Annotated in this window: 20 protein-coding genes; 11 read left to right on the top strand and 9 right to left on the bottom strand. The window is 45.4% G+C overall.

The genetic code is table 11. From position 1 onward, the window contains the following. The first annotated feature begins 1 nt into the window (after position 1). From AC06MN_RS14865 to AC06MN_RS14845, 5 genes are all read left to right on the top strand, one after another. Positions 2–610 carry a deoxynucleoside kinase gene (locus tag AC06MN_RS14865; RefSeq protein WP_475673160.1) on the top strand — a complete coding sequence of 203 codons (609 nt, stop codon included), beginning with the start codon at positions 2–4 and terminating at the stop codon, positions 608–610. Between the two features lie 290 nt (positions 611–900). Next, positions 901–1,824, top strand: coding sequence for a lytic transglycosylase (locus AC06MN_RS14860; RefSeq protein ID WP_475673159.1), 924 nt, complete (start codon positions 901–903; stop codon positions 1,822–1,824). Next, positions 1,821–3,335 (top strand): GDSL-type esterase/lipase family protein, encoded by a 1,515-nt coding sequence (locus AC06MN_RS14855; RefSeq protein WP_475673158.1) that lies wholly within the window; start codon positions 1,821–1,823, stop codon positions 3,333–3,335. The genes AC06MN_RS14860 and AC06MN_RS14855 overlap by 4 nt, the downstream gene beginning before the upstream one ends. After that, entirely contained in the window at positions 3,332–4,597 is a 1,266-nt protein-coding gene (locus tag AC06MN_RS14850) for a GDSL-type esterase/lipase family protein (protein WP_475673157.1), read from the top strand. The genes AC06MN_RS14855 and AC06MN_RS14850 overlap by 4 nt, the downstream gene beginning before the upstream one ends. Position 4,598: 1 nt before the next feature. Further along, the gene (locus tag AC06MN_RS14845; RefSeq protein ID WP_475673156.1) at positions 4,599–6,464 is read left to right on the top strand and encodes an MBOAT family O-acyltransferase; all 1,866 of its coding nucleotides are present in this window, start codon (positions 4,599–4,601) and stop codon (positions 6,462–6,464) included. Positions 6,465–6,574: 110 nt separating this feature from the next. Here the strand turns inward: AC06MN_RS14845 and AC06MN_RS14840 are convergent, their stop codons facing one another. From AC06MN_RS14840 to AC06MN_RS14830, 3 genes are all read right to left on the bottom strand, one after another. Continuing rightward, a complete protein-coding gene (locus AC06MN_RS14840) occupies positions 6,575–8,692 on the bottom strand; it encodes a GDSL-type esterase/lipase family protein (protein WP_475673155.1) in 2,118 nt (705 codons plus the stop codon). Positions 8,693–8,744: 52 nt separating this feature from the next. Next, positions 8,745–9,464, bottom strand: coding sequence for a hypothetical protein (locus tag AC06MN_RS14835; RefSeq protein WP_475673154.1), 720 nt, complete (start codon positions 9,462–9,464; stop codon positions 8,745–8,747). A gap of 75 nt (positions 9,465–9,539) precedes the next feature. After that, entirely contained in the window at positions 9,540–10,112 is a 573-nt protein-coding gene (locus AC06MN_RS14830) for a hypothetical protein (RefSeq protein ID WP_475673153.1), read from the bottom strand. 135 nt (positions 10,113–10,247) lie between these two features. Here AC06MN_RS14830 and AC06MN_RS14825 point away from each other — a divergent pair, with 135 nt between their 5' ends. Together AC06MN_RS14825 and AC06MN_RS14820 are read left to right on the top strand one after the other, a co-directional pair. Beyond that, entirely contained in the window at positions 10,248–11,162 is a 915-nt protein-coding gene (locus AC06MN_RS14825; RefSeq protein ID WP_475673152.1) for a dihydrodipicolinate synthase family protein, read from the top strand. Positions 11,163–11,254: 92 nt separating this feature from the next. Next, positions 11,255–13,774 carry a sodium:solute symporter family protein gene (locus AC06MN_RS14820; protein ID WP_475673151.1) on the top strand — a complete coding sequence of 840 codons (2,520 nt, stop codon included), beginning with the start codon at positions 11,255–11,257 and terminating at the stop codon, positions 13,772–13,774. Between the two features lie 240 nt (positions 13,775–14,014). Here AC06MN_RS14820 and ruvC read toward each other — a convergent pair whose 3' ends face one another. The 4 genes from ruvC to radA form a co-directional block, all read right to left on the bottom strand. Continuing rightward, entirely contained in the window at positions 14,015–14,608 is a 594-nt protein-coding gene (ruvC, locus tag AC06MN_RS14815) for a crossover junction endodeoxyribonuclease RuvC (protein WP_475673150.1), read from the bottom strand. After that, positions 14,609–14,944 (bottom strand): type II toxin-antitoxin system HicB family antitoxin, encoded by a 336-nt coding sequence (locus AC06MN_RS14810; protein WP_475673149.1) that lies wholly within the window; start codon positions 14,942–14,944, stop codon positions 14,609–14,611. Positions 14,945–14,954: 10 nt separating this feature from the next. Continuing rightward, positions 14,955–15,209, bottom strand: coding sequence for a type II toxin-antitoxin system HicA family toxin (locus tag AC06MN_RS14805; RefSeq protein ID WP_475673148.1), 255 nt, complete (start codon positions 15,207–15,209; stop codon positions 14,955–14,957). 221 nt (positions 15,210–15,430) lie between these two features. Next, positions 15,431–16,807, bottom strand: coding sequence for a DNA repair protein RadA (gene radA / locus AC06MN_RS14800; RefSeq protein WP_475673147.1), 1,377 nt, complete (start codon positions 16,805–16,807; stop codon positions 15,431–15,433). Between the two features lie 96 nt (positions 16,808–16,903). On the opposite strand from radA, the gene AC06MN_RS14795 reads away from it, so the two are divergent. The 3 genes from AC06MN_RS14795 (at position 16,904) to AC06MN_RS14785 (ending at position 18,937) form a co-directional block, all read left to right on the top strand. Continuing rightward, complete coding sequence (locus tag AC06MN_RS14795) at positions 16,904–17,623, top strand: hypothetical protein (protein ID WP_475673146.1); 720 nt, start codon at positions 16,904–16,906, stop codon at positions 17,621–17,623. A gap of 197 nt (positions 17,624–17,820) precedes the next feature. After that, a complete protein-coding gene (locus AC06MN_RS14790) occupies positions 17,821–18,207 on the top strand; it encodes a hypothetical protein (RefSeq protein WP_475673145.1) in 387 nt (128 codons plus the stop codon). A gap of 211 nt (positions 18,208–18,418) precedes the next feature. After that, entirely contained in the window at positions 18,419–18,937 is a 519-nt protein-coding gene (locus AC06MN_RS14785; protein ID WP_475673144.1) for a hypothetical protein, read from the top strand. Positions 18,938–19,092: 155 nt separating this feature from the next. Here the strand turns inward: AC06MN_RS14785 and AC06MN_RS14780 are convergent, their stop codons facing one another. Further along, on the bottom strand, positions 19,093–20,130 hold the full coding sequence (locus tag AC06MN_RS14780; protein WP_475673143.1) for a 1,9-bis(guanidino)-5-aza-nonane synthase: 1,038 nt from the start codon (positions 20,128–20,130) through the stop codon (positions 19,093–19,095). Between the two features lie 75 nt (positions 20,131–20,205). After that, entirely contained in the window at positions 20,206–22,527 is a 2,322-nt protein-coding gene (gene topA, locus AC06MN_RS14775; RefSeq protein ID WP_475673142.1) for a type I DNA topoisomerase, read from the bottom strand. Positions 22,528–22,723: 196 nt separating this feature from the next. Between topA and cysQ the strand changes: the two genes are divergently transcribed. Next, entirely contained in the window at positions 22,724–23,545 is an 822-nt protein-coding gene (cysQ, locus tag AC06MN_RS14770; protein WP_475673141.1) for a 3'(2'),5'-bisphosphate nucleotidase CysQ, read from the top strand. Positions 23,546–23,715: the final 170 nt, after the last annotated feature.

The following is a 23,715-nucleotide window of genomic DNA, read 5'->3' as shown; positions in this document are numbered from 1 at the left end:
TATGTATACACTAATTACTGGTACAACAGGAGTTGGGAAAAGTTCATTAATAAATTCTCTGCAAAATATTTGCAAAAACATTCTTGTATTTCAAGATCCCTATGAGACGAACCCTTTTTTATCAATGGCATATCAAAAAGGGAGCATGGCATTTCAATCTGAGATTTTTTTTATTAAAGAATTCATAAAGATTCACAACTGCATTAACAACACCAAACAATTTGATATTATTCAGGAAAGAAGCATATATGAATGTGTGCATATTTTCGCCAAGCAATACCTCAATAATAGAATTATTGATCAAAGAGAATACGACACGTTGAAAGACTTAATGGACTTAGTATCTATGGGATATAGAAAACCAGATGTTATTATCCATTTGTATGCAGACAATATAATTATTAAAAACAGGCTATTACAAAGGAATCGGAATTTTGAATCTGAAATAGACATTGAATTTATCACCTACCAAGAAGAATGTTATCAAGATTGGCTAAAACTCATTTATCAAGACTTTAAAATACCGATTATTCAACTTGACACAAGTGTGTTAACTATAGAGGAAACCTACAACAAAACATTAAAATTGTTGTCTGATTTCAAATTGTAGAAAAATAAAGTGCAAGATAAGGCTATAGTCCCTATAATATTGCATAGTGTTGAATTTCTAATATTTTCACAACAGATTTCGTGAGTGTTCTGCACAAGAATTTGATTTATTACATTCATTACCAGATGATTAAAATATGTAACACAGAATTAGATCAAAGCCGATTGCTTCAAAAAAGCTGTTTGCAACACAAGTGATTTTTGATTGCTTTGCAATTACCAATACTTCTAATAAATAAAAACCGACAAAACTTTTTCGTACCTTTGCCGCTTCAATTCAAGGGATTTGTTTTGAGACGCATCTTGTTGAAAATAAAGTTTTTACCAATAATCATCGCGGGGCTTTTGGCACTCGTCGGCGAAGCTTGTGCCCGAAATGCCGACTCAACGACAATTGAACGGCGCCTTTCCAGACTTGCCACGAAAGAATTGCCCCTTCCTTATGATGATGTTTTGGCCACTAAAATAAAGACTTTTTACTCGAAACCGCTTGCCGCCGATTTCCTAAAATACGACAGCATTTTTGAAGCAGAACTGGACAAACGCAATATGCCGGACGGCATTAAGTATCTACCCGTTGCGTTGAGTTCCATGCAAAGGAAATACACCAATGGCGACCGTTGCGGCGTATGGGCAATGCCTACTTTGGTTGCTTTGCGTTATGGCTTGGAAGTCGATGAAAATCAGGACGAAAGGTTTTCTGTCGAGGCTTCCACAAAAGCGGTTTTGGATTATTTGTGCGACTTGCACGAGCAATATCAGAACTGGTGGTTTTGCATTTTGGCCTACGCCAACAGTCCGACGGCACTTCATCATGCCTTGATGAAAAGTGATAAATATCTCGATTTGTGGGATTTATATCATCAGAAAATGCTGCCTGAATCAAAAATCATACCCGATTTCATGGCTTGCTTTTATGTTTATAGTTCGGAAGACCGTTTGGTGGCAGAGCCTATCGCTGAAGTAACCGACACAAAACTCGACACATCTGCGTTGGTAGAAAGCAAACCTGCTGAAATAAAGCAGCCTGTTGCTGAAAAAAAATCTGATAAACAAGAAGTTAAAACTCAAAAATACACTGTAAAAAAAGGCGACACGTTGACAAAAATCGCTCACAAGTACCATGTAAGCGTCAATGATCTCAAAAAATGGAATCATTTGAAGAGCGACAAAATCCGTGATGGTCAGAAACTCATAATCAAGAAGAAACTATGAAATCATACCGCACCTTATTGTTTATTTTGGCAGTCTTTGCCTTGTTTGGAATTGCCTGGTGGCTTTTTCCTGCCGAAGGTATAAAAATCGGCAACATGAATTTGCGCTTTCCATCCTACGCCCAGGCTCAAGCTGGCGAAGAAAAAGAGGTTGACGTTGATGCCGTTCTCGAAAGCGTCAATGAAAGTTTTGAGATGAAACAGTCGGAATCGTTGAAAGACAGCCTTTGCTTTTTCCGTGATTACTTGACCGAAAATCCAAACCGAATTTATCTGCCAGGCGATGATTATGAATACTTTGACTCGATTTTCGCCTTGTTTGAAAGTGCCCGCGAAAATGGTAAAATATATCGCATTATGCACTATGGCGATTCGCAAATCGAGATGGACCGCATTTCTTCGGTTTTCCGTCAGAAATTGCAGGAACTGTTTGGCGGTTCAGGCCCGAACATGATTCCGGCTATCCAGACTGTCCCAACCATTTCCGTTTCGCAGCGTGCATCGGGTGTTTCGCGTTATGCCATCATCGGCGATTCCACTTCGCGCAAAGCCTCACACAACCGCTACGGCGTGATGACGCAATTCGGGCAAATCAATGGCGAAGGCAGCATTTCATTTTCGCAATCGAATCATTCCCAGGCGCTTGACAATGTGAAGCAAATGTCGAAAGTGTCGGTTTTGCTCGGACGTAACAGCCAAGGCTTTACCGCTTCGCTGAAATGCGACACGATTTCTACCGAGCCAAAGGTGCTTGATGCCAACGACAGCGTTTCGCTTGTCACTTGGGACTTGCCCGCCAATGTCAGGAAAGGTACCATTACGATGCGCGGCAATGCCGAAATCTACGGCATTTTGCTCGATGGCAACCCAGGTGTCGCTCTCGACAATGTGCCGTTGAGGGGCTGTTCGGGAACCATTTTCACCCGCATCAACCAGCAACTTTTGAAACAATCCTACGAACTGCTTGACACCAAGATGATTATCCTGCAATTCGGCGGCAACCGTATGCCGGGCATCACGACCAGCAAATCCATTGCAGCTTATATGCAGGAACTTGAAAAACAGATTGGTTATGTGAAATCAGCCGCACCAAATGCTACGTTTTTGTTCATCGGTCCCGCTGATATGGGCAAGAGCTACAATGGTGTAATGGGCACTTGGAAAGGCTTGCCCGAGCTGAACGATTCGCTGCGTGCCATGGCTTTGCGCAATGGCGTGGCCTATTGGGACATGTTCCACGTGATGGGCGGCGAAGGCTCGATGGCACAATGGGTGAAACACAGCCCAGCCTTGGCTGGACCTGATTATGTGCATTTTACATTTACGGGCGCACAGGAAATCGGTGCCGATTTGGCGAAATCGTTCACCACATATTACGATTTCTACAAACTGCGTCAAAGAGTGCCGCATAAGATTGTTTCAGAATACGTAAAACGCGAAGCTGACAATTTGCCGCCAGCCTTGCGCTATCAGATTCCGACTTACCAACCTTTCAAAAAAGTGAAACAATGAGAAGACTTTCATTAGTCATATTATTGTTTTTCAGTATTTTGACGGCATCAGCCCAAACAAAGCCATTGATGCGGCCTTTGCCGGAATATGGTTTTGCCAACTTTGAGCGCAACCACATCCAATATCCGGGCGACAGCCTTGCCATGGAGCGCTTTTTCCAAAAAATGGATTCCGTTGTGTTTATGGGGCAAGGTAATCTGAACATCATGCACATTGGCGGCTCTCACGTTCAGGCTGGCGTTTTCACGCAGCAGTTCCGCGATAACCTTTTGGAAATTGCTCCCGATTTGATTGGCGGACAGTATTTTGTGTTTCCTTTTTCGGCTGGCGGAACCAACAATCCGTCTCACTATATTGTACGCTATTCAGGCGATTGGTCGTATTCGCGAAATGCAGTCCGAAAGGAAACCGACAAACGCATGGGCTTGGCAGGCGCGGCCATTACCACAAGCGATGAGAACGCTTCGGTAAGCATCATTTCGCGTGCAAGAAGGGCTTCATCACGCACGCCCCAATTTGTGTTCAACAAGGTGACAATCCTCGGTTTTTCCGACACCGACGACACGGCTCCCATTGTGAGCATCGATGGCACCACAATACAAGGGAAATACGATGAAGATTTGTCGACATTTGCCTTCACTTTGCCGCGCCTCACCGATTCCGTCTGCATCTGTTTCGATTCCGTTCCGGGCGAGTTCACCATTACGGGCATTTTGCTTGAAAACGGTATGCCGGGCATCAATGTGCATGGCGTGGGCGTGAATGGCGCAAGCGTGCCTTCCTATTTGCGTTGTGATGATTTCGAGCGCGACTTGGAACTGATCAAGCCCGACCTGATTATTTTCGGCATCGGCATCAACGACGCTTCGGAAAAGGATTTCGACAAGGATACTTTCAAAAGCAATTATGCCCAGCTGATTGAAATCATACAGCGTGTCAATCCCGATTGTGCCTTACTTTTCATGAGCAACAACGACAGTTTCAGGAAGGTGAAAAAGAAAAAGTATCAGGTGAATACCAACGGCTTGCTTGTTGAAATTGCCGTTAACGAGATGGGCAGGAAATATAACGCTGCCGTTTGGGACCAATTTGACATTATGGGCGGCCTGAAATCGATGCAAAAATGGCAAAACGAAAAACTGGCCCAAAAAGACAAGGTGCACTTCACGAATGCCGGTTATGAATTAATGGGCGATTTGCTGTATAACGCACTGATTGAAAGATATATGGAGCATCTCCGCTTAACTGCAAAGAAAAAATGACATGTTGACATTTCCCGACATAGCGCTCAATTTCATTCAAAACCTCTTTTCGTTTGATAAGGAGCATCCGCTTTTGTTCACCCAATTCTATTTTTGGGCATTCTTTGCCATCGTTTTTGCGATATTCTGCCTCTTCAAGAACAAGACTCTGCTGCGCAACAGTTTCCTGTTTTTCGTCAGCTTGTTCTTCTATTACAAGACCAGCGGCCTGTTCACTCTGATTCTGATTTTCACGGTCATCTATAATTTCTTTGCCGGGAAATGGATCTATTCGCGGAAGAAGGACTGGAGCCGAAATGCGGTGTTAGCCCTAAGCATCATTGTCAACTTGCTGACTTTGTGTTATTTCAAGTATGCTTATTTCTTCACCGATGTGGTGAACAACATATTCGGAACCCATTTCGCAGTCTTCGATGTTTTCTCATGGATTGGCAACGAAATCACGAACAGCAACCGCTTCAATGTCGATGCCATTTTGTTGCCTGTGGGCATTTCGTTCTTCACTTTCCAGGCCATTAGTTATGTGATGGACGTCTACCGAAAACGCATTGAACCTGTGAAGAATATCCTCGATTTCGGCTTCTACATCAGTTTCTTCCCGCAGTTGGTGGCCGGTCCAATCGTGAGGGCCAATGAGTTCATTCCGCAGCTGCACAAGAAGTATTTCCTGAGTCGTACCCAGTTTGGCATCGCCGTCTTTTGGATTATGAACGGCTTGGTGAAGAAAATCGTGCTGAGTGACTACATCGCCATCAATTTCATCGACCGCGTGTTTGAGAATCCGTTGCTATATTCTGGTTTTGAGAACCTCACGGCATTGTTCGGTTATTCCCTCCAAGTCTATGCCGACTTCTCAGGCTATACCGACATCGCCATCGGCGTTGCCATGCTGATGGGTTTCTATCTGCCGAAAAACTTCAATTCGCCTTACAAAGCCAAAAATCCAGGCGAGTTTTGGAAACGCTGGCACATTTCGCTTTCCAAATGGTTGCAGGATTATCTCTACATTCCGCTGGGCGGCAACCGCAACGCTTCATTTGGCACCTACGCCTGCATTTTCTCCATTGCAGCCATTGGGACAATCCTTTCGGGAAGCTTTTGGGTAGCGGCCATTGTCTTGCTTTTGACGGGAATCATCGGCATTGTGGCGATTGAAAAACCCGAAAAACGCCGCAAAATCACGACCAACCTCAACTCGATGGATACCATGCTGCTAGGCGGTCTTTGGCATGGCGCAAGCTGGAATTTCATGATTTGGGGCGGCTTGAACGGCATCGGCATGATTGTCTACAAGTTCTGGAAAGACTGGACGGTTTACACAAGAACCTTGGTCGTCTTCATGCTGACAATCGTTTTGGGTGCGCTTTGCTATTATGTTCCACGACCGGTGTTCAACATGTTCTTCGTTTGGATTGCCATTATTTTCATAGGCAACATTATCAGATTGATTTACAATCTGTTGCATGGTAAAAAAACGATGCAATGGTTGCAAGATGCCTGGGCAATTTTCCAAACCTTCACTTTCATCACCTTTACGCGACTGTTTTTCCGTTCAGGTTCGAACCTCGACCCAGCCGAAGCTAACGAAACGGCTTGGAACACAGCCAAAAACATGGTCAACCAGATTGGAAGCCACTGGAATTTGAAAGTCATTCCCGATATTGCCTACAATTACCGTTACGTGTTCGGCCTCATTGTCTTAGGCATGATTATCCACTGGCTGCCCGAAAACTTCAAGCGCCGCTACCGCATTTGGTTTGCCAAGATGCCGCTTCCGCTGATGGTTTTCGTCGTTGCTCTGATTGTGTTCGTCATCTATCAGTTCATTACCGCTGATTTGCAATCGTTTATTTATTTTCAATTTTAAATTTTTATTGACCAAAGAGGCCGATAGAACCAACATAACAATTTGGTTTCCAAAAACAAAGATTGAAATGAAGTTGGGTGACGCGGATGGTTATAGAAAATGAATTTCTGTTAGTTTTTATATCCATGTTCGCAAAACGTCGAAGCCGGTAATCCATCGCCATTGACCAGATTGGCATCGGTTGTAGGTTGCCAACCATAGCGCACGAAGCGCGGATTTTGGATGCTGTCGTTCCAAACTTTTACCTGATTTCCAACGATTTCCGCATTTGCGGGGACAAATTGTCCTTCTTGTTCGGCAATCTCGAAAGTGCGCAAGGCTTTGCCGTCGCTTGCGTGAAGGCCTTCAGCGTAGTCGAAACTGATGAAAATGGCGTTGTCTTTCATTTCAATGGATTTGAAAAGCGGTCCTGACGAAACCACATCGAAGCCATACAAATCGTGCAAAGCCCAGCGGGCGAGGCGTTGTCCGACGGCTTTCTTGTGGCGCGGATGCACATCGTATTTGTCGCCGAAATCGCTGCAAACGGCCATGCCCGTATTTTCCAATTTGCTCATTAACAGCCGCTGACTGTTGCGGAAAGCTGGCCAACTCGGTCTGTCGTGGCTCGACAGTTGCACAAAATAGAAAGGCAAATTTTCGCCAAAACAATTGCGCCAGCTTTGCACCAAAAGCGGAAACAGCTTTTCGTGCGTCTCGATGTTGTGCGCATTCGATTCGCCCTGATACCAAATCACGCCCTTGATGGCGCAGCCTTGCAGCGGCAAAATGCCCGACTCGAACAGATAGCAAGGCTCGTAAGGATGGCGTTGCAACTTGTTTGCCGATTTGGCGATGTTCTTTTTGGTGCGGTCGCGTACCCATTGCTGGATGAAATCGCTGTCTTTCCAATTGTAAAGCATGTCGGGAAATTCAAATTCCAAGGTCCTGCGGTCAATCCAGGATTCGGCAGGAGAACCGCCTACGGCATTCAGAATCAATCCGATGGGGACATTCAGACTATCGGAAAGCATTTTGCCGAATTGGAAAGCGACAGCAGAAAACTCCGTGACGTTTTGCCCATTGCACTTCTCCCATTTGGCAGGTGCAAAGTGCATCAGCCGGTTGACGGAATCCAAAGCCGTTTCAGGCCATTCGTATTCGTTGGTCAGCCAATTGCATTTTTCATTGAAAAGGCGGATGTCAGGATTTGTGGCAAGATAAGCCTTGATTTCATTTTGCTCATCTTCAATGCTTTGGTCGACACGAAAAACCATGTTCGATTGGCCCGAGCAAAGCCAGACTTCACCGAAAGCAATGTTTTTATAGGTGATTTCGTTGCTCACTGAGCTTGTCGAAGTGAGACACCGAATCGTCAAAGTGTAATTTGTCCCTGCCGCTGTCGGGTTGAGCGTTACGCTCCAACGGCCATCTTTTTCCGCCGTGGCCTGTTGCGTTTGTATTTCCTTCGCCTTTCTTTTTTCAGGTTTGCGCAGCAGCACTGAAATCTGGTCGCCAGCATTTGCCTTTCCGCTGATTGTCAAAGGAATATCGCGCTGCAAAATCATGTTATCGGAATAGAAATCAGGCATTTGTAAGCCCCCGAAATCGCCCGTGATGGCTTCATAGACTTGCTGCGCAATGATGCCGGCACCTTCTTTCGTCGGATGCAGGGCATCAGGGAAAAGGTCGGGGCGATGATAAAGTATTTCCTGCAAATCAATCAGTTGGCAGTCGGCTTGCTCAACCACGGTTTCGATGCAATGCTGGATTTTCCAATACCAGTCTCTTGTCCCCGACTTAAAGCGCCAATGGTTGTGACCGATAGGCGTCATGCGGCAAATGTAGATTTTGCAGTTTGGATTTACCGTTCTAAAATCCTGAATCAAAGTAAGATAGTCTTTGATGAAGTCATCGCCATAATTCGGCCAGTCGCGAGGGTCGGTGTCGTTAAGGCCAAGATGAATGACAACAATGTCGCCTGCAAAGGCAATGGCGTTTTTGTATTCCTCCTGTTCGTTGTAAGGTCTGTGACCTTCCCTCAAAAGCGTTGCACCGCTTTTTCCGAAGTTTTTCACCAAATAGTTTTCGCCCAAAAGTTGTTGTAACTGAACGGGATAACTCTCCTTTTCAGGATTTTCCAAGCCATAGCCGAAGGTGACGCTGTTGCCCACGCAAGCCACTTTAACGGGTTGCGCCTTCAGCAGCAAAGGCAACAATAAAACGATGATTAGACACAGTTTTTTCATGTCGATGAAATTTGCTTGTAAATTCTACAAATGCTTTTTCCCTTTAAAATGCTCATTTGCATTTCTCTTTCATACTGTATAAATATGATAAACCTTTTTGAGATAGTTGACTTGAACAATTTTTTGACAAATCATTTTCAAGGAAATCAATTGAAATAAGCACGAAATATCTACATATTCTTTTATTCTTTTCGAATAAGGCATCTATCAAAGACGATAAATATGAAAACTCATTTTTGATGAAAACAGCATACAAATAACCGATTCTTATTGTTAAGAAGTCAACAAAATCTGGATGGAGCAGATTCTTTAAATAATAATCTGACAACAAAGGAATGCCTTTTAAAGGTGTTTTAGCGCAATACTGAACTATAATATAATACAACTTTTCTTGGCATTTTATAAAATCTTCATTTACAATACTATAAAAGAAATCCTCATCCAAATAATCCAAAGAAATTAGCAATTCAACAACAGACACTTTCCACTCTATTGTTTTTGTCATTCTGTTTCGCTTGAATATGCCAATAATTTCCACAGCATCCTTCGGCTTGCCTATTTTCTTAAACAAACATATTGACAAAGAACACAAGTTAAAACGGTCGTATTCAATTTCATCAATCAGAAAAGAACAAAAATCTTGTTGGTCGTTCTCTCTTAACAGATAAAACTCATTTGTCATTCCGATAAGAAACGATTCTCCACCATCTTTGAAACCTTTATATTGTTTTTCGACAGCGGTTATTAACTTTAATGCTTCTTCCTTTGTCATGTCGATGAAATTTGCTTCCGCAATATTACGGAATACTTACTATAAACTCAGTGTTCCAAAAAAGAGTCATTCTCATCATTTTTTTCCGCAAGTTCCCAGCATTTTCTCGCTATCAAGACCACCTTGAGAGAGAATCCTTGCAAGAACACCCCGAAACTGCTCCTCATAACAATTGTCCTGGGGACATATTGGACACTCAAATGAAAACTCCATCTTTACTGTCCCATTTTCTATTGACAAGTCAAGTGTAGGCCCCGCCCAACCAACAAATTCAGAATCAGAAGTCCTCATTTTTCCCGTTATAAGTTTTAATGCCGACTTATAACAATCACCAGCAAGTTCGTTGAAATCTTCTTTGGTAAGGCTAACGATGGTATCAGTTGTGGTTTTCGACCAATGATAATGCCTTGTTTTGGCAACATCATCTACAACTTTTGTGGAACCTTCGCTAAGCGTAGTCTTTGTGGTGGAAACAGTCAGCCAATAACAATCCTTGAATATGTCATATAACATTTCAACATGCCTATGGTACTTTGGAGCGTCTGGGTCAAAATAATCCATTTTGACAATTAACCCATCATATTGCGCTTGCATCGGAATGTATTGAGCAAGTGCCAAAATCAAAAAAATAAGCCGTTTTGCTTTCATGATATATGTTTTTAACGAGGCAAATATAGTTATTTAATCCACTCTTGCAAAAAAGCAATTATACTTTAAATGTTTTGGCTAAATACGATGCTGAAAAACTTTATCTTTGCCCGAAAATTTCAAAAAGACAAAATCATGCAGAAAATCATAGGTTTGATAGATGCTCCGTTTACACCTTTCAAGGAAAATGGAGACGTGAATTACGATATTATTCCCGAATATGCCGCTTTGTTGCAGCGCAACGGACTGAAAGGCGTTTTTGTAAACGGTTCATCTGGCGAAGGTTACATGCTCACCGAAGACGAGCGCATGAAGTTGGCCGAGACTTGGGTGAAAGCTGCGCCCGAAGGCTTCAAGGTCATCGTTCATGTGGGCAGTTGCTGCGCCCGCAACAGCAAGATGCTGGCCGAACACGCTCAGAAAATCGGTGCCTGGGGCATTGGCGCCATGGCTACGCCTTTCCCGAAAATCAACCGCGTGGAGGAATTGGTGAAATATTGCGAGGAAATCGCTTGCGGCGCACCCGAACTGCCGTTCTATTATTATCACATTCCTGCTTTCAACAATGCCTATCTGCCTATGGTGAAGTTTCTGGAAGCCGTCGATGGCCGCATCGCGAATTTTGCCGGCGTGAAATATACGTTTGAAAGCCTGTATGAATTCAACCAATGTATGCTTTACAAGAATGGCCGTTTCGATATGCTTCACGGTCAGGACGAGACCATTCTGGCTTCGTTGGAAATGTGCGGCACGCAAGGTGGCATTTGCGGCACTTCCAACTACAATGGTCGTTGCTTGGTCGGCATCATCGAGGCTTGGAAAAACGGCGATTTGGCCAAGGCGAGGGAGTTGCAGAACTACGCCCAAGATGTGATTAATGTGATTTGCCATTACCGTGGCAACATCGTGGCTGGCAAACGTATCATGAAACTTCTGGGCTTGGATTTGGGCCTGAACCGCACGCCATTCCAAAACATGACCGATGAAGAGGAAAAGGCTATGAAACAGGAACTTGAAGCCATCGATTTCTTTAATAAGTGTAATAAATAAAATTTATGCGACGATTATTCTTAATCCTGACACTCTTGATATCAGTGATTGCTTTTGGCAAAGACACTGACATTAACAAAATGAACCTCAATATGTTATCGCCATTGTCAGTCAGTGGCGGGCGAGGTCTTTCGGGGCATTTCGCAGGAGTTGTTGATGGAAAGATAATCGTTGCAGGCGGCTGCAATTTTCCAAATGTTCCTGCTGCCGAGGGCGGCGAAAAAGTCTTTTACGACGACATTTATCTCCTTGAAAACGCTTTTAAAGACAACGAAAACTGGAAATCCATCGGGAAACTGCCAAAAACCGTGGCCTATGGCGTGAGCGTTTCCACACCACAAGGCTTGATTTGCCTCGGCGGAAACGATGGAAACCATAGTCTGAGCGATGTTTTTCTCATCAGTTTTCATAATGAAGGATTGAAAATTACAGCCTTGTCATCTTTGCCTGTGGCTTTGGATAACATGGCTGGCTGCTTGTCGGAAAATATGATTTATGTGGCTGGCGGACAAAGTGATGGCATTGGCTCAAATCGTGTATTCAAAATCAATGTTGAGGCTTTAATAAAAGGTGAATCGTGGGATGAAATGCCATGTTTTCCCGGCGACTTCCGTTTGCAGCCTTGCATGGCGGTTCAGAGCAATGCCGGCAATCCGAACCTTTACCTGATGGGCGGTTATGCCGCTCCGACCGAAAGTCGTGAAGGTGTCGTTCATCACAACGGATTGCGCCTCGATTTGAAGACTGGCCTTTGGTCGGAAACGGCTCCCATTCTTGCTGATGCCGATGGTGAGTCTCGTGCGCTGATTGGGGCGGTCTGTTCCGTTTCGGGCGGTTCGCATCTGGTTTTCTTTGGTGGCATAAACGCCCGGATTTTTAAGGCGGCCATCAACGGAAAATTGAGTGAAAGTCATCACGATTATATGTCGCATCCTGCTGAATGGTATCAGTTTAACGACAAGATTTTGGTGTATCACACGCTCACTGACACTTGGTTTGAAAACGGCTCGTTTCCGCAATTGGCCAAGGCAGGTGCAGCCATAGTTCCATATCAGAATGGTTGGCTTGTGATTGGCGGCGAGAGCAAGCCTGGCATCCGTTCCAACGAGGTTTCACTGGTCAGTTTGGAAAGCAAAAAATCGTTTGGTTGGCTGAATTGGTTGGTACTGATTGTCTATCTGGCCGGCATGTTGCTTTTGGGCTATTATTTCATGCGCAAAGAAAAAGGCGGCGACGATTTCTTCAAAGGCGGAGGCCGTATTCCTTGGTGGGCGGCGGGCATCAGCATTTACGCTACCATGCTGAGCGCCATCACCTATATGGCTTATCCAGCCAAGGCTTACGCTACCAATTGGACTTATTATCCGATGCTCATCACCATTCTGTTGGTGAGCTTTCCGGTCATCAAATACTATTTGCCGTTTTTCAGGCGACTGAATGTAACTACGGCCTACGAATATCTTGAACATCGTTTCAGTGGTGCTGTCCGCCTGATGGCAAGCGCGGTCTTCATCATCTTCATGGTGGCCCGAATGGCACTTGTGCTTTATCTGCCTTCCTTGGCTTTGACTGCCGTGACGGGCATCAACATTTGGGTCTGCATTGCCTTGATGGGCGTGATTACCATCATTTATTGCACTATGGGCGGCGTGGAAGCCGTCATTTGGGGCGATGTGGTACAAGGTATCATCTTGGTGGGTGGCGCTTTAGTTTCGGCGGCTTATCTGATTTTCTCCACAGAAGGTGGTTTCGGCGGTTTTGTCGATATTGCCATGGCGGATGAAAAACTGAAACTGGTCGATTGGAGTTTCGATTTCACGAAAGCCACGTTTTGGGTTGTCGTTTTGGGCGGTATCGCCAACAACCTGATTTCCTACACCTCCGACCAGACGGTGATTCAGCGTTACCTGACCACAAAAAACGAGAAAAGCGCCTCGCATAGCATTCTGCTCAATGGTGTGATGAGTGCCGTGATTTCCATCGCTTTCTTTGCCATTGGCGCAGGTCTTTACACTTTCTTCAAGACCCATCCGGCTGATTTGGATATCTCCATGACCAAGACCGATGCCATATTTCCATTTTTTATGATGAGCCAGTTGCCGGCTGGTGTAGCAGGTTTGCTGATTGCGGCCATTTTTGCGGCCACCATGTCGACGATTTCATCCAACATCAATTCCATTGCCACAGCTTTTTCCGTCGATTTCTACAAACGTTGGCGTGTTCAGACCACTGACAATGAAATGCTTAAAGTGGCGCGTTGGGCTTGTGTGATTTCGGGCATTATCGGTGTGGGCTTGGCCTTACTGATGGCAACTTGGAGCATTTATTCCCTGCTCGATTTCTTCCAGGAAATCTTAGGCTTGTTGTCCTCGGGCTTGGGCGGCCTCTTCCTGATGGGCATTTTCTTCCCGCGCATTGATGCAAAGTCGGCTTTGACAGGTTTTGTTTGCGGCATCGTGGCGGTCTTCTGCGTGAAATATTTCACCAACCTCAACTTACTGCTTTATGGCTGTATCGGCATGATGGTCTCAGTGGCGGTGGGCTATCTTGTGAGTCTGTTTTCGCCTAACCGCAAGGATTTGAAAGGACTGACTTGGAAGGAATTGGAATGAAGTTTATAATTTGATAAGTAACTGTTCAAAATTAAATTGCAACATGAATTGGTTATCGGTTTTCAGTTATCAGTTATCGGTAGAGATGCGTCATACTGAACTTATCCAGTATTATGTCTGTACAGTCCAAAAAGTCTAAATGTCAAATAGTCTAAAAGTCCGAATCACCCATAACCGTAGATTCAGAATGTAAACTAATTTTGCGCAACTACTTATACAATGGCTTCATAATATGCTTAATCATCTCTTCACCCTATCCGGGTTTTCGGCGATGAATTTGCTCCAGTCGGGCTTACGCGAGGCCTTGGCTTTCTCTGTGGTGTGCTTGGTGTAGTTCACATCCTTTCCCTTGTCGATGGCATGACAGACAGCGGCGCCGACGGCGTCGGTGGCATCGAAAAAGTCAGGGTTTTCGTCGAATTTCAGCATCAGTTGCAGCATTTTGGCTACCTGTTCCTTCGAGGCGTTGCCGTTGCCCGTAATGGTCTGCTTGATGGTCTTGGGCGAATACTCAAAAATCGGAATGTCGCGGTAAAGGGCGGCGGCCATGGCCACGCCTTGCGCACGGCCCAATTTCAGCATCGACTGCACGTTTTTCCCGAAAAATGGTGCTTCGATGGCCAGCTCATCGGGATGATATTCGTTGATGATTTCCAAAATGCGCTCGAAGATTCTCTTCAGTTTCAGAGCCTGGTTTTCCAGTTTCTTCAGATTGATGACGCCCATTTGCATGAGTTCCATCTTCTTGCCTTGCTCCTTGATAAGTCCGTAGCCCATCACCATGGTGCCCGGGTCGATGCCTAAAATGATTTTTTCGTTTTCCATTTCAGACAATCAGTTTAAGGAAACCTCTTTTTCCAATGCAGCCTTAATAAAAGCATTGATGGAAACACCTGTCTGCTTGGCGATTACAGCAATACGGCTGTGTGTTTCAGGGTTGATTCTGATGTTCAAAACGCCAGTGTAGCTTTTGTGAGCCTCAATGCCCATATCCTTACAATAGTCAAGGTAATCGTCAACAGCTTCGTGAAAAGCGTTTGTAAGTTCATTCACACTTTCACCTTCAAAGTTGACCATGCCATCAATACCTTCGATTTTTCCAAAGAAAACTCCGTCTTTTTCCGAAAAACTGACGGAACCGATAAAGCCTTTATATGATAATGTGTTCATTTTTCGATTATTAAATGAGACCTTTTTGTTTTAATTCTTCTAAAATCTGTTTGAGAGCATATCCTTTTACAATATTTCCGGGATGAGGCTTATGAATCATAATAGGAGAACCCTCTGTATTTTTAAATATTATTCGCGAACCAGATGTTTTCCCTTTCTCGTATTTTTCATAACCGAAATATCTAAGAAGCCTTTCCAACTCACTGAAAGTGAAATCTGTTGGAAGACTTTTAAATCTCTCTATTAGTTTGTCAATAGTTCCCATAAATCATTTTCTGGCGGCAAATGTAACTATTTTTTAGTTACAAACAATGTTTTTCTAATTATATTTGCCTTTCTCTATCATTCGATACTTCTTCCGTAACGCTAAAAAAAATCGAGTTAAGGAAGAAGTATCACACTATATTTGTTCCGTAACGCGTAAAAAATAAGACTTACGGAAGAAGTATCGGTGTAGCGACGTTGCGCGTAACATCTCTCGTTATTTTACCCAAACAGCTCTCCCGCCAATTCATAAACCGTGGCCACTGGCACAATGGCGATATGGAAACGGCTGGTGTCCAAGCCTTTGGCGTTGTATTTCGAAATGAAGATTTTCTCAAAGCCCAACTTGTCGGCTTCGGCAATGCGGGAATCGATGCGCGTGACGGCACGGACTTCGCCCGAAAGACCAATTTCAGCAGCAAACGTGTAACCAGATGGAATCGGGATGTCGGCATTCGACGACAAAACCGCAGCCACCACAGCCATGTCGATGGCCGGGTCATCGACACGCAAGCCGCCGGCAATGTTAAGGAAGACATCTTTCGTGGAAAGGCGGAAACCTGCGCGTTTCTCCAACACGGCAAGCAGCATGTTCAGGCGGCGGATGTCGAAACCGGTTGCCGAGCGTTGCGGCGTGCCGTAGGCCGCCGTGCTCACCAAAGCCTGCGTCTCGATGAGCATGGTGCGCTGACCTTCCATAGTGGCAGCAATGGCAATGCCACTCACTTCCTCATCGCGTTGCGAAAGGAGGATTTCGCTTGGATTTGTCACTTCGCGCAAACCGTTGGCATTCATTTCGAAAATGCCCAATTCCGATGAGGAACCGAAGCGGTTCTTGATGGTGCGCAAGATGCGAAAACCATAATGGCGGTCGCCCTCAAATTGCAAGACGGTATCGACAATATGTTCCAAAATCTTTGGTCCGGCAATGCTGCCGTCCTTGGTGATATGCCCGATGAGGAAAACCGGCACCTGATAGGCTTTGGCTATTTTGTTCATCTCGGCGGCGGTCTCGCGGATTTGCGTCAGACTGCCCGCCGTTGCGTCAATATAAGGCGATTCCAAGGTCTGAATGGAGTCGATGACTACGATGTCGGGATTCACAGCCTTGAAATGTTTCAGTATTTCCTGTGTGTTGGTCTCGGTGAGGATGAAGCAGTTTTCGTTGTTGATGCCGATGCGGTCGGCACGCATCTTGATTTGTGTCTGGCTTTCCTCGCCCGAAATGTAAAGCACCTTTTTATCAGCAAGTTGCAAGGCCGTCTGCAAAAGCAAGGTCGATTTTCCAATGCCAGGTTCACCGCCGACCAAGGTAAGCGAGCCTAACACCAGGCCGCCGCCAAGCACGCGGTTCAGTTCCTCGTAAGGCAAGATGATGCGTTGTTCCTTGGCATTGGTGATGTCTTGAATGGGAACGGGAAGCGTCTGTATCAAATCCGAACCGATGTTTTTCCGCACCGATTTGCTGTCTTTTCCCGTCACGACGGTTTCTTCCATGCAAGTGTTCCATGCGCCGCAGGCCGGACATTTGCCGAACCATTTGGGCGATTCGTTGCCACATTCCTTGCAAAAAAACGCTGTTTTCTCTTTTGCTGCCATGATTTTTGTGCTTTATGAGGCAAAAGTACATAATTAGTCTGTGCAAAGTGCGAGTTTTTTCTCAACCAATCGAAACATTTCCTAATTTTGCCCTCTATGAAAAGCCGATTGCTCATCATCATCGCATTGTTTGCCTTTGCGCCGCTGTTTGCGCAGCGGGGTGATGTGGTGTTGTGCGAGGGCTTTTTCAACCCTTGGCTTGAGGAAGGCTGGGATGTGAAAGGCGACAATTGGGCGGTCTGGTATATCTCAAACACCGTCAATGCCGGCGGCAAGGCACGCGAAATGCAGATGTCGCCCGATTACAATTTTGTCGGCACAACGCGGCTCATCACGCCAATTGTGGAATTGGAAAAATACGATTTCATCAACTTTCAGTTTAATCATTGCCTGGAAGCGACGGCGGGCACCTTGAACGTACAAATCGGCATTGGCATTTCGCAGGACGGCGAATCGTGGGAAAGCATTTGGGAAGACACGATAACCGGCAGCGTCGTCCAAAGCCAGTATCTGCTGACTTTCGACATGGAGGAATGGCCGAGCAAATCGGAGTATTTCTGCCTTTACTATACGGGTGAAGGTGCCTACGTCAACAGCTGGTTTGTCGACAATGTCATCATTTTCGCTTCCAAGAAGAACAAGTTCGGCAAGATTGATGATACCGATGAAAATGGCTTCGTGGCGGCGCGTTCTCATATTTTGAGCCTGAAAGGACCTAAGGCTGGAACCGTCACTTCGTTCTCAAAGATGAAACGGTCGAAGAACAAGTTCTCGAGAATCGTTGAAGGCCGTGGACGGAGAAACCGCCGGAGATAGGTTTCACAAAACTATCAAAACCTGTACAAAACTTTTTCTTTTGGTAAGGAAGCGGCCAACTGGCACGCTTCCAACGGCGGCACAGTTGTGCGCCGTTATTAGTATTATTTCAGATTTTGCCATAGTTTTGAAAGTTTTGTGACAAAAAAATGAACCAAATTGGAATAATTTCTATTTTTGTATCGAAATAGGTTTGCATGAAAATAAAAGGCATCATATTGTTTCTGTTGTTGTTCTGCTTTTGCGGATGCACTGGAAATTCGTCAGTTTCGACCAATGAATTGAACGACAAGCAGACATCTGTCATCGCCGACAATATCGAAGCCGCCCGAATGTCGCTTTACAATGCTACGGCAAGTCAGCGGAACGCCGTTCAGCAGGAAGTGGCCAACGTGCTGCCTGTTTCAAGCTTACGCAACCTGACGGAAAGAAACCGAACCAATTCAAACCATACCGTTCATTTCGTCACTTTGATTTCGGCCCGCACGCCAAATTCGTTCAAGCTGAGCCGCAAATCCATCACCCATTTAGTTGCGTTCCCGAAGGATTGTAACATCATCCGGCTGAGACGCCTCCTGATTTAGCGGTTTCCAGAAAAACGTATTTTGAATTCACTAATCGGTGACATTACACATGTTGCCTTAGATTTTAAATGGCTTCTGGCTATTAGTCGCTGGCTTCTGGCTTAGTATTTCATCTAAACAAAGTAAAAACCGTTATTTGATGAACAGCCAAGCCAGTAGCTAAAAGCCGATAGCCAGTAGCCAAACTATCAACCAATAAATACACATAAAAATGACAACTGAAATCAACAATATCCCGGACATCAACAAATACGAAATCGAAGGTCTGGAAAGAAAAACAAACGTTTCGGCTTTGGCCTTGGGCATCGTTGCCTGCGTAGTGGGCATTGCCTTGTTCATCATTCAGAAAATGAGTGCAAACACATTATTAGCATACGCTATGATTTTTGTCGGCATCGTACTGGTTTGTTACGGTGCTTTCCAAATCATCTGGCAATCAAAAAAATGGTTTTACACGCCGACCAATTCCGTCACATGCTGCCACGATTATTATTATGGTGCCGATGATTTTGCAAGTCTGAAACAGTCGTTGGAAAACAAAAATCTGAACGGCATCAAGCAAATGAAGGCGCAATGCGATGGCAATGTGCGTATGCGCGTCATACGGTCGAAAGACAACCAGTTTGCGGCTGCGCAAGTGTTCCGCTATGTACCGTTTGAGTTTCGTCCCGAAAGCAAAATCATGGTCATGAAAGACGCTGACGCAAAGACATTTGTTTCTTTGTTTTAGAAATCATTTCTGATCATGATAGTTTGTCGGCATGTGGGAAGTATGACTAAAATCGAAATCGTATAGGAGATTTCCCTGTTTCGAATTCTATATACCGATAAAAAAAGCGCAGCAGAACGATTCCGCTACGCTTTTTCATTTCATCTTGGATATTTTTATTTCTGGTAAATCTTCTGCCAGTTCTTGTACTCTCTTTCCTGCCATGGGCCGTTGTGGTAGACGTAGGAAGCAATCAGCGGGATGACGGTTGTGCCTTCGGCATAGACCATCTGCTGGAGCTTTTCGCTCACCTTTCCCCATGAACCAGCTTCGAGCAGCGTTGATGATGAACAAGCGCCATCGCGCACATCGGCCACGGTGATTTGGATGGCATATTTGTGCATTGGAACATCGTAACCGAGGATTTCGGCGCAAACGACGGTATCCTGAGCGAAGTTCTTAGGAGTGCCGCCACCGACCATGAACAAACCAGTTTCAGGAGCCTGCATCTTGATTTCGGTCAGTTCGATGAAATCGCGGACTGAGTCGATGCTGACATATTTTTCGCCTTTGTGGGTGCGTTCCCACTGGTGTTTGCCGATGCCGAAGCCAGCTGATGAATCGCTGAAAGCAGGGCAGAAAATCGGCACGCCACATTCGTAGCAAGTCTGGATGAGGCTGTCTTTCTTCACGTAACGGCCATCGTGAAGCCATTTGCCGAGGTTCCAGATGAATTCGCGTGATGAATATGGGCGTGGTTCGAGCATGTTCGACAGTTCGTAAGTGGCGTTGTCGCAAGCCTGAAGCTGCTCTTCGTCGATATAGGTGTCGTAGATGCGGTCGATGTAAAGTTCGCGAAGGGTGGTGTCAGGAATGACGTTTTCCTTTTCGCCGATATAGTGCTTGAAGCCAAGAGCTTCGAACAGATCCATGTCGATGATGGAAGCACCTGTCGAAACGACGACGTCGACCATCTTGTTGCGTACCATGTCGACGTAAACCTGCATGCAGCCGGCGGCTGAGGTTGAACCGGCGATGGTGAGGATGTTGGTGCAGGTCTTTTCCTGGCACATCATCATCAGGATATCGGCAGCGCGGGCGGTGTCGCGTGAAGTGAACGACATCTTGCGCATGGCGTTAATCAGTTCGGTTGAGTCGTAGCTCTTAATGTCGATGTGTTCGACAACTTCTTTCAGTAATTCTTTTTTCTCCATTGATTGAGGTGTTTTATGTGATTATTTGATTTGCAAAGATAGGATAATTCAAAATTCATACCAAAAAACTCGTCTTTATTTCTTCTTCGCCACCTTCTTTTTCGGTGCGTTGGCAGGGTCTTCCACAATCTTCAGGCAGTCTTCGTAGGTAAGAGTTGCCGGGTCGGTGGTCTTCGGAATCTTATAATTGCTCTTCTTGTAAGAGATATAAGGACCGAAACGGCCATTCAGCACGCGCATGTCAGGATCGTTGTCGAAGGTGCGGATGATACTTTGCAGGTCTTTCTGGCGTTTTTCATTGATGATTTCGATGGCGCGTTCCAAATCAACCATGTTCGGGTCGTCGGTCTTGGCGAGACTGAAAAATGCGCTGTTGTGCTTGATGTAAGGACCGAAACGGCCAATGGACACGCTGACTTCCTTGCCTTCAAATTCGCCCAATGTGCGTGGGAACTCAAACAGCTTGAGCACTTCTTCCAAAGTCACGCTTTCGATGCTCATATCCTTCTTTAAACCGGCAAAACGCGGTTTTTCGTCAGCATCGGTATCGCCGATTTGAGCTACTGGACCAAAACGACCAACTTTCACATATACTTTCTTTCCAGAAGCAGGATCGAGGCCAAGGAGTTTTTCGCCGCTGAACTTGCCCGAATTTTCGGTCGTGGAGACGATTTGCGTATGGAAACCTTGATAGAATTCCTTAATCATGGCATTCCATTCGCGCTGACCTTCTTCGATTTTATCGAATTCCTTTTCCACGTTGGCAGTGAAATTATAGTCGATGATGCTTTCAAAATATTGCAACAGGAACTTGTTGACCAAAACGCCGATGTCGGTAGGCAACAGACGACCCTTTTCGGTGCCGTAAGTCTCTTTTCCAGTCTTCTCGCTGACCTTGTCGTTTTTCAGCGTGATAATTTTATAGGATTGCATTTCGCCCTTCACATCGCCTTTGGCCACGTATTCACGTTTCTGAATGGTGGAAATGGTCGGCGCGTAGGTTGAAGGACGGCCAATGCCGAGGTCTTCCATTTTCTTGACCAGACTGGCTTCGGTGTAGCGCAACGGATGGCGTGTGTAGCGTTGCTGGGCCTCCATCTTGTCGAGGTCGAGAGGCATGCCGATTTCGATTGGTGGCAAAATGGCAGCGCTGTCTTCGTTGCGGTCGTCATCGAAACTTTCCATGTAGACTTTCAGAAAACCTTCGAACAGAATGACTTCACCTGTGGCGACAAACTGTTTGTCGGAACTTGAAACGGCGATGTTTACATTGGTTCTTTCCAACTGTGCATCAGCCATTTGCGAAGCGATGGTACGTTTCCAAATCAGTTCGTACAGACGACGTTCATCGGCAGTGCCTTTAATGGTGTGCTGGTCCAGATAAGTCGGGCGGATAGCTTCGTGCGCTTCCTGGGCACCTTTGGTCTTGGTCTGATATTGACGGGTCTTCACATATTCTTCACCGTAATTGGCAGCGATTTCCTTTTTGGCCATGCCGAGGGCAAGGTTCGAAAGGTTCACGGAGTCGGTACGCATATAAGTGATTTTACCTGATTCGTAGAGCTGCTGGGCAATGCGCATGGTGTTGGCAACCGAAAAACCGAGTTTTCTGGCGGCTTCCTGTTGCAGGGTTGAAGTGGTGAAAGGCGGTGCCGGATATCTCGAAGCGGGCTTCTTTTCGATGTTGTCGACCTGATAGGAAGCCTTGACGCACGATTCCACGAACTTGCGGGCTTCGGCTTCAGTATCGAAACGGGTTGGAAGTTCGGCTGCGATATTGTAATCCAGCCCGTCTTTCTTGAACATGAATTGTGCGGTGACGCGGTAGGCGCTGGTCTGCACGAAATTCTTGATTTCCTCTTCGCGTTCAACGATGAGGCGCACGGCCACCGACTGCACGCGACCAGCCGACAACGACGGCTTAACCTTTTTCCACAACAATGGCGACAATTCGTAACCGACAAGGCGGTCGAGCACGCGGCGAGCCTGCTGAGCAGCCACCAAATCCATATCAATGGTACGTGGATTTTCGATAGCGTTCAGAATGGCAGTCTTTGTAATTTCGTGGAAGACAATACGTTTCGTATTCTTGCCTTTCAAACCAAGGGTCTCATAAAGATGCCATGAAATGGATTCTCCCTCACGGTCCTCATCGGATGCGAGCCACACCGTTTCGGCGCTCTTGGCTAACTTCTTCAGTTCGGCGACCAAGGCCTTCTTGTCGTCGCTGATTTCGTATTCAGGTTCAAAATCCTTTTCTATATTGACACTAAGCGTGTTCTTGTTTAAATCACGGACATGTCCGTAGCTTGACTTCACCGTATATTCTTTTCCAAGGAAACCTTCGATGGTTTTAGCCTTGGCTGGTGACTCGACGATTACTAAATTCTTTGCCATTTGTGTGGGTTTTGTGGGCGCAAAATTAGTAGAATAAAAGCGCACAAAAGAAACTTTTTTGTAATTATTTTTTTACTTTATTGAAAATCAGATAGATAATTTTTACTTTTGGCTATTGGCAAGACAATGTCTAATGGTTAAAAGCTAATAGTAACAACCAAAAGCCAGAAACAAAAAAATTCCTACCTTTGCCCTCATGGAAACTTTGTTATCATTGGCCATCAATGCCGCCCTCGAAGCTGGAAAAATCATCATGGAGGTGTATGCCACGCCTTTCGATGTGTATGTGAAAAGCGATGATTCGCCCGTCACGCAAGCCGATTTGCACGCCAGTAATCTCATTAAGGAAATGCTGAAAACTAGCAATTTGCCATTTGTCAGCGAAGAGGATATGCCCGACGACCGTTCGCAATTCTCTAAATATTGGCTCGTCGATCCTTTGGACGGTACTCAGGAATTTGTCAACCGAAACGGAGAATTTACCGTGAACATTGCGCTTATTGATAATGCAAGACCCGTTTTGGGCGTGATTTATGCGCCTGTTTCCGATACGCTGTGGTATGCCATTAATAATAAAGGTGTAAGAAAAGTTGCGATGGTTCATGACAATAGGGCTTTTAGACAATTAGACTATTTGACTTATGGACTTATGGATTGTGAAATTTGGAAAAAAGCACACAAACCGAATGCAGAAAGGCCTTTCACGGTTTTGGTCAGCCGCTCGCACCGCACTCAGGAAGTAGACGATTACATCGACAAGCATCTTCGCCCCGAACATTCCGATTTGCTCATCGATTCATGCGGCAGCAGCCTGAAATTTGCCCGCCTCGCCGAAAGCAGTGCCGACGTGTATGTATGCTACAGCAAGACCAAGGAATGGGACACCGCCGCCGCCGATGCCATTCTCAGTGCCTCAGGCGGCAAGGTGATGCGCATCAGCGATGGACAGCCTTTGGCCTACAGCAAAGAGGATTACCCTAACCCGCCGTTTGTGGCGTTTGCGGCAGGATTATATTAGGGGCAGTCGGGAAATGTTGAAAACTTTTCTAACAAATTGATTAATAATTCATTAGAATTTTGTATCTTTGATATTGGGAAACAGAATTCCCCCAACCACCGCGAAAAAGTGAAAATTGGGGGAATCGCAAAAAAGCTTGCGATGTCAAAAGTACGAAATTTTGCTGAAAT

The sequence above is a fragment of the Candidatus Limimorpha sp. genome, from assembly GCF_056203535.1.
Note: the sequence above shows the minus strand (reverse complement) of the source record. Positions and strands in the feature narration are given on the sequence as shown.